Genomic DNA, 6,745 nt, shown 5'->3' on the forward strand with positions numbered 1-6,745 from the left:
GGTCAAGGCGCCGAGCAGGACGCCTCCCGGGCCGAACACCGGCGCCGACACGCCCCCCGTCTCAGGGTCCCGGTCGCCCACGGCGAGGCAGTTGCAGGTCTCGCGGATGGTCTCGTACGGTTCGCCCTGCTGGCCCGAAAACGCTGCGAGCACGCGGCCTCCCGAGCCGAGCAGCAAAGGCAATACGTCGCCTTCGCGTATCGTGTAGCGGATCGGGTGCTTGGATTCGACGCGGTAAAGACAGGTGCGGACATCGCCCGAGCGAACATAGAAGGCAACGCTCTCCCAGCTTCGCTCGGAAAGATCGCGCATGATCGGCAGCAGGATATCGACCGCCACGACCGAACGCTGGTAGAGCGCACCGAGCCGAAAGGTCGCGGGTCCGACGCGGTAGCGTCCATTGTCGAGGCGCTCGAGCAATCGTCCGCGCATGAGGGAATTCGCAAGCCGCAGGATGGTGCTCTTGTAGAGGCCGGTGCGCGCCGCGATTTCGGCCAGGCTGAGCGACCGGTCATCCGTGGTGAAGGCATCGAGGATGGCAATGGCCCGATCAAGCGCGGCAACACCGTCCGCCGAGGTGCGATCTATTTCCCCATCTGCCGATTTGCTTGGCGAGTCCATGGTGGTTCCAGTTTGAAGAAAGCCGAGCGACGCGACTCTGTCGCGCCGCCAAATCGTTCTGTCCAGTAGAATATCGTTTCCGTTGACAGAACTCCGTAACATCTGCTTGAAATCGATGACGGGTCTGGATGCAGGCGCGTTTTGGCGGGCACCGGAGGAGGTGTCGTGATTTGGAGGAATCCCCATGCTGAACAGACGCAGATTTTTGATGAGCACCGCAGCCGTGGGTGCCGGGCTGATGACGTCGCATCTTTCTCCCGCTTACGCCGAAGGCGCGCCCCAGATACAGCTCTTCGTGCCTGCCGCACCGGGTGGCGGCTGGGACCAGACGGCGCGCACGATCGACCAGGTGCTGCGCAGTGAAAAGCTGATCTCGGGTTCGCAGATCACCAATGTCGGCGGCGCCGGCGGCACTGTCGGGCTGCCGCAATTCATCAGCCAGTGGAACGGCAAAGGCAATTCCCTGATGGTTGCCGGCATGGTCATGGTCGGCGCCATCATTGCCAACAAGGCCGCGAACAATCTGACGCAAGTCACCCCGATCGCCCGCCTCACCGGCGAGTTCGAGGCCCTGGTCGTGCCGGCGGAGTCACCGTTCAAGACGGCCGCTGATTTCGTCGCCGCGCTCAAGGCCGATCCGACAAAGGTTCCCGTCGCCGGCGGCTCCGCCGGCGGCTCGGATCACATCTTGTTCGGCTTGATTGCCAAGACGGTCGGCGTGCCGGCGACAAACCTGTCCTACGTGCCGTTCGCCGGCGGCGGTGAGGCGTTGTCGGCGCTGCTCGGCAACCAGGTCGCGGCCGGCATCTCCGGCTTTGGCGAGTTCTCCGAGCAGGTCAAGGCGGGCGCGCTGCGGCTGCTCGCCATCTCGGCTGACAAGCGTCAGGACGGCATCGACGCACCGACGATGAAGGAAGCCGGCATCGATGTCGAACTGTTCAACTGGCGCGGCGTCTTCGCACCGCCCGGCGTTTCCGACGCCGACAAGGCGGCGATGGTCACAATGATCGAGACCATGGCCAAGAGCGATGCATGGGCAACCGAATGCAAAAACCGCAACTGGACGCCCATCCTTTTGACTGGCGACGACTACGCAAAATTCCTCACCGAGGACACGGCCCGCATCACCGCGATCCTCAAGGATCTCGGCCTCGCCTGATGTCTTCAGGGGGCGGTTAGAGTGCCGCCCCCTTCCCATCTCGCCTGCCGCATGGACATATGATGCGGCGAAACTGCGGATGCGGCCGGCTGGAGGATGCCGGCCATCTTGGGAGGATACCGATGAGCACCAGCGACCAGCAGGCGGCGCCGTGGCGCCTTGCCGTGCCGGAATTGTTGATAGGCATCGGGCTCCTGGCCTGCGCCGGCGCCGTCGCCTGGCAGACGCTGGCAATCCCGGTGTCGCCGCTCTACTCCAAGGTCGGCCCGACCGTCTTTCCCTACCTCACCATGTTCGGCCTGGTGGTTCTTTCGCTGTTGCTCATCCTTGCCGCGCTTCGCGGCGGCTGGCAGCCGGAGGAGGAAAAGGAGACGCCGACCGACTGGAAGGCGATGGGCTTCGTCGTCATCGGCCTGATCGCCAATCTGCTGCTCATCCGGCCGCTCGGCTTCACGGCGGCATCCGTCATCATGTTCGTTCTGGTCTGCTACGGCTTCGGCAGCAAGCGCACGCTGCGTGACGCAGTGCTCGGCCTGATCCTGGCGCTGGCCGCCTATTTCGGCTTCGCCAGGGCGCTTGGCGTCAACATCGGTGCCGGTTTCATCGAGAACCAGCTGAACACGGTCATCGATGCGTTCATCACCATGTTGAGGGGCTGACGCCATGGAAACGCTCGGACATCTCGCACATGGCTTCTCGGTTGCCTTCACCCCGGTCAACCTTCTGTGGTGCCTGCTTGGCACCACACTCGGTACCGCCATCGGCGTGCTGCCCGGTCTTGGGCCGGCGCTGACCATCGCGCTGCTTTTGCCGATCACCTATCAGGTGGCGCCGGAGGCATCCTTCATCCTGTTCGCCGGCATCTACTACGGCGCCATGTATGGTGGTTCGACGACGTCGATCCTGCTCAACACGCCCGGCGAAAGCGCCACCATCGTCACTGCGTTGGAAGGCAACAGGATGGCGCGTTCCGGGCGCGGCGGCGCGGCACTCGCCACTTCGGCGATAGGCTCGTTCGTCGCCGGCACGATCGGCACGATGGGCGTCGCTTTCCTGGCGCCGGTGGTGGTCAAGTTCGCATTGGCCTTTGGTCCGGCCGAATATTTCTCTTTGATGGTGCTGGCCTTCATCACCGTTTCGGCGGTGCTCGGCTCGTCTTCCGTACGCGGCCTGACCAGCCTGTTCGCCGGCTTCGTCATCGGCATGATCGGCGTCGACCTGCAGACCGGCCAGCCGCGCTTCACCTTCGGCACGAACGAACTGCTTGATGGCGTCGATGTCATCATTGCCGCGGTCGGCCTGTTTGCCGTCGGCGAGACGCTCTACATGGCCTCGCGCCGCTATGCCGGCAAGGACGAGATCGTGCCGCTGAAGGGCTCGCTCTACATGACGGCGGCCGAGTGGGGGCGTTCGTGGAAACCCTGGCTGCGCGGCGCTGCGATCGGCTTCCCGATCGGCGCCATGCCGGCCGGCGGCGCCGAAATCCCGACCTTCCTGTCCTATGCCATCGAAAAGAAGCTGTCGAAGCACAAGGAGGAGTTCGGCACCGTCGGCGCCATCGAAGGCGTTGCCGGCCCCGAGGCTGCCAACAATGCCTCCGCCGCCGGCGTGCTGGTGCCGATGCTGACGCTCGGCCTGCCGACTTCGGCGACGGCGGCGATCATGCTGTCGGCCTTCCAGAGCTACGGCATCAATCCCGGGCCGCTGCTTCTCACGACCCAGGGCGACCTCGTCTGGGGGCTGATCGCCAGCCTGTTCATCGCCAACGTCATCCTCGTCGTCCTCAACCTGCCGCTGATCGGGCTGTGGGTGCGGTTGCTGAAAATCCCGGCGCCGCAGCTTTATGCCGGCATCCTGGTGTTCGCCACGGTCGGCACCTATGGCATTTCGCAATCGCCCATCGACCTCGTCATCCTCTATCTCCTGGGGGCCGCCGGCTTCCTGATGCGGCGCTTCGATTTCCCGACCGCGCCCGTCATTATCGGCATGATCCTTGGACCGCTCGCCGAAACCCAGTTCCGCCGGGCGATGACCATCTCGAATGGCGACTGGTCGGTGTTTTACACCCACAAGCTGTCGCTGACGCTGCTGACGCTCGCCTTCATCGGCCTCGCCGGCCCGCATATCTGGGCCTTCATCGAGCATCGGCGTCGGCGCGGACCGGAGCATGTGCCCGGCGATGCCTGATCGATCCATGACGCCATGACAGAATTGCTTTCCGGTATCCGCGTCCTCGACCTGACCAACGTCCTGGCCGGTCCCTACTGCGCCTATCAGCTGGCGCTGCTCGGCGCCGATGTGATCAAGGTCGAGGCGCCGCAAGGCGGCGACCTAGCCCGCCAGCTCGGCGGCTCGCCAAAGCTGAACAGCGCCGGCATGGGCGCATCGTTCCTGGCGCAGAACGCCGGCAAACGGTCGGTGGTGCTCGACCTCAAGCAGCAAGCCGATCGCGAGCGCTTTTTCGATCTGGTGGCCAGCGCCGACGCCCTGGTGGAGAATTTCCGCCCGGGCGTGATGGATCGGCTGGGGCTTGGTTACGAGGCGCTGAAGACGGTCCGTCCAGGCCTCGTCTATTGCGCGATATCGGGTTTCGGCCAGACCGGGCCGATGCGCGACAATCCCGCCTATGACCAGATCATCCAGGGCCTGTCGGGGATCATGAGTATCACCGGAACACCGGAAACGGCGCCGCTGCGGGTCGGCTATCCCGTGGCCGACACGCTTGGCGGACTGGTCGGCGCGTTCGCCATTACCTCGGCGCTGGTGCGGCAGAAGACGAGCGGCGAGGGTGCCTTTCTCGACGTCTCGATGCTCGAATGCACACTTTCCGCGCTTGGCTGGCCGGTTTCCAACTATCTGACCGTAGGCATCGACCCCAAGCCGATGGGCAATGAGAACATGACGGCGGCACCCTCCGGTACGTTTCGCACCGGCGACGGGCTCGTCAACATCGCCGCCAACAAGCAGGAGCAGTTCGTGGCGCTGTGCCGGCTGATCGGCCGGCCGGAACTGGCCTCCGATGTCCGCTTTGCCGAGCGCGAGACGCGCAAGCGCAACCGTGCGGCGCTTAAAGTCGAAATCGAGGACGCCCTGGCGGGCGCGCCGGCCGCGGCCTGGGAAGAGATGCTCAATCGCGCCGGCGTGCCTGCCGGCAGGGTGCTGACGATCCCGCAAGTGCTGGCCGAGCCGCAAGTGCTCGAACGCCGGGTGACCGCGAATTTTGATGATGTGGCCGGCATGGACAAGCCGCTGACCGTTCTGCGCGGCGGCTTCATGGTAGATGGCGAGGCGCCGTTGCCGACAAAGCCGCCGCCGGCGCTCGGCGAACATATGGGCGAGGTGTTCGCCGACCTGCCACCCCGCGCCAAGACAAAGGCAGGCGCATGAGCGACACGGAGAAGACGGGCCGTGAGCGCGGCGAGGAATGGTGGCAGACCGACATCATCGAGATGCGGCCTGGTGTCATCCGGCTGCGCGGCTACGAGATCCAGGATCTGATCGGCCGCGTCAGCTTCCCGGCTGTCATCTGGCTGATGCTGCGCGGCGAACTGCCCGGCGAGGACCAGGCAGAGTTGCTCGGCATTGCCTTGGGAGCCGCCGTCGACCACGGACCGCAGGCGCCATCGATCGCCATCGCGCGCATGGCCGCAACCTGCGGCGTCGGTATCAACAGCGCCATGGCCTCGGCCATCAACGTTCTCGGCGACGTGCACGGTGGCGCCGGCGAGCAGGCGCTTTCCTTCTATGGTGACATTGCCGTGGCAATCGATGCCGGGATGACGCTGAATGAAGCGGTCTCGACACGGCTCGACCGGTTCTTCGCCGAGGAGAAGGGCTATGTGCCGGGGCTCGGACATCGCTTCCATCCCGTCGACCCGCGCGCGCCGCGCTTGCTGGAACTGACCCGCGAATTTGCCGCACGCGGTGCCGTCAACGGACGTTTCGTCGATATTGCAGAAGCGATCGAGGCGGACGTCGCGCGACGCAAGAGGAAAAAAATACCGCTCAACATCGATGGCGCTACCGCCGTCATCTATGGCGAACTCGGTTTTCCGCCAGCGCTGACGCGAGGGCTTTTCGTGCTGTCGCGCTCGGTCGGCATCCTTGCGCATGCCTGGGAGCAGTCGCAGCAGGCCGAGCGAAACAAAGGGCCGCTGCCGCGCGAATGGCTGTGGACCTATACCGGCACGCCGGTGCGGCCGTTTCCCGAAAGCGATGAGCCCGGCGAGTGAGGCTTTACGCCTGGTCCACCTGCAAAGGCTGAGGAAGCTTCAGCGTCTTCACCAACGTTGAAAGATCAGGCTCGTCGATGAGCATGGCTGCGTCGGCTGGCGCCAGCCAGGCCCGCTGGCGTCGTTTGGCTTCCTGCCAGTCGGCCAGTTCCTCGCTCACCTCGAGCAGATAGACGATGACGTCGACGCGGACAAAGCGATTGGCCAGCCGCTTCCAGTAGGAATAGGTGCCCGCCGGCTGCTTCAGCGTCTTGCCGAGCACGCCGGCTTCCTCCTGTGCCTCGATGGTGGCCGCCTTGCGTCCGCTCTTGCCCTTCATCGGCCAGCCCTTGGGGACGATGAAGCGCCTGGTGGTACGCGACGTGACCAGCATGACCTCGATGTCGCCGCGCGCGGTCAGCCGAAAGGGAATAGCCGCCACCTGGCGGATCCTCTCGCCCTTTTTTGCCTTGCGTACGGCCTTTTTCTTGGTGGCTGCCATTCGTCAATCCAGTCGATGCAATGCCGCATAGCGCGACAAGGCATCGTTGCGAAACCAAAACTTTCGCATGTGCCGAAAGACACTCGAAATACCTAAGTCGGCTAAATAAATGAAAAACGCCTTGATGTCAGCGGCAATTGCTCACGGCGGTGGTGCCGATTATCTGGGTCTGGCAGCTTGGCTTGAGCTGCTGCACGACCGGGGGCGGCTGCTGAACGATCTGGCGGTCCTGGGCGCGGTACTGCTGCTGTT

The 6,745-nt window shown here is 64.4% G+C and carries 7 protein-coding genes; 5 read left to right on the forward strand and 2 right to left on the reverse strand.

From position 1 onward, the window contains the following. A partial coding sequence (locus EN964_RS19865) for an IclR family transcriptional regulator (RefSeq protein ID WP_164775893.1) occupies nucleotides 1-621 on the reverse strand: 621 nt, incomplete at its 3' end. Nucleotides 622-805: 184 nt separating this feature from the next. Between EN964_RS19865 and EN964_RS19870 the strand changes: the two genes are divergently transcribed. The 5 genes from EN964_RS19870 to EN964_RS19890 all read left to right on the forward strand — a co-directional run bounded on the left by EN964_RS19870 (nucleotide 806) and on the right by EN964_RS19890 (nucleotide 6,012). Beyond that, nucleotides 806-1,780: a tripartite tricarboxylate transporter substrate binding protein gene (locus tag EN964_RS19870; RefSeq protein ID WP_127269608.1), complete on the forward strand. Its 975-nt coding sequence runs from the start codon at nucleotides 806-808 to the stop codon at nucleotides 1,778-1,780. A gap of 122 nt (nucleotides 1,781-1,902) precedes the next feature. Next, a complete protein-coding gene (locus EN964_RS19875; protein WP_027037688.1) occupies nucleotides 1,903-2,439 on the forward strand; it encodes a tripartite tricarboxylate transporter TctB family protein in 537 nt (178 codons plus the stop codon). Nucleotides 2,440-2,443: 4 nt separating this feature from the next. After that, entirely contained in the window at nucleotides 2,444-3,967 is a 1,524-nt protein-coding gene (locus EN964_RS19880; protein ID WP_127269607.1) for a tripartite tricarboxylate transporter permease, read from the forward strand. A gap of 15 nt (nucleotides 3,968-3,982) precedes the next feature. Beyond that, nucleotides 3,983-5,167 (forward strand): CaiB/BaiF CoA-transferase family protein, encoded by a 1,185-nt coding sequence (locus EN964_RS19885; protein ID WP_127271808.1) that lies wholly within the window; start codon nucleotides 3,983-3,985, stop codon nucleotides 5,165-5,167. Further along, the gene (locus tag EN964_RS19890; RefSeq protein ID WP_127270868.1) at nucleotides 5,164-6,012 is read left to right on the forward strand and encodes a citryl-CoA lyase; all 849 of its coding nucleotides are present in this window, start codon (nucleotides 5,164-5,166) and stop codon (nucleotides 6,010-6,012) included. Before EN964_RS19885 ends, EN964_RS19890 begins: the two co-directional genes overlap by 4 nt. Nucleotides 6,013-6,016: 4 nt before the next feature. Here the strand turns inward: EN964_RS19890 and EN964_RS19895 are convergent, their stop codons facing one another. Beyond that, a complete protein-coding gene (locus EN964_RS19895; protein WP_127270867.1) occupies nucleotides 6,017-6,493 on the reverse strand; it encodes an NUDIX hydrolase in 477 nt (158 codons plus the stop codon). Nucleotides 6,494-6,745 lie beyond the last annotated feature (252 nt).

Source organism: Mesorhizobium sp. M7A.F.Ca.CA.001.10.2.1, from assembly GCF_003998575.1.
Lineage (GTDB): Bacteria > Pseudomonadota > Alphaproteobacteria > Rhizobiales > Rhizobiaceae > Mesorhizobium.

Bases quoted from the DNA above. Each gene is read 5' to 3' on its own strand.
- EN964_RS19880 (WP_127269607.1), top strand. From the start codon at position 2,444: ATGGAAACGCTCGGACATCTCGCACATGGCTTCTCGGTTGCCTTCACC.
- EN964_RS19875 (WP_027037688.1), top strand. From the start codon at position 1,903: ATGAGCACCAGCGACCAGCAGGCGGCGCCGTGGCGCCTTGCCGTGCCG.
- EN964_RS19870 (WP_127269608.1), top strand. From the start codon at position 806: ATGCTGAACAGACGCAGATTTTTGATGAGCACCGCAGCCGTGGGTGCC.
- EN964_RS19895 (WP_127270867.1), bottom strand. From the start codon at position 6,493: ATGGCAGCCACCAAGAAAAAGGCCGTACGCAAGGCAAAAAAGGGCGAG.
- EN964_RS19890 (WP_127270868.1), top strand. From the start codon at position 5,164: ATGAGCGACACGGAGAAGACGGGCCGTGAGCGCGGCGAGGAATGGTGG.
- EN964_RS19885 (WP_127271808.1), top strand. From the start codon at position 3,983: ATGACAGAATTGCTTTCCGGTATCCGCGTCCTCGACCTGACCAACGTC.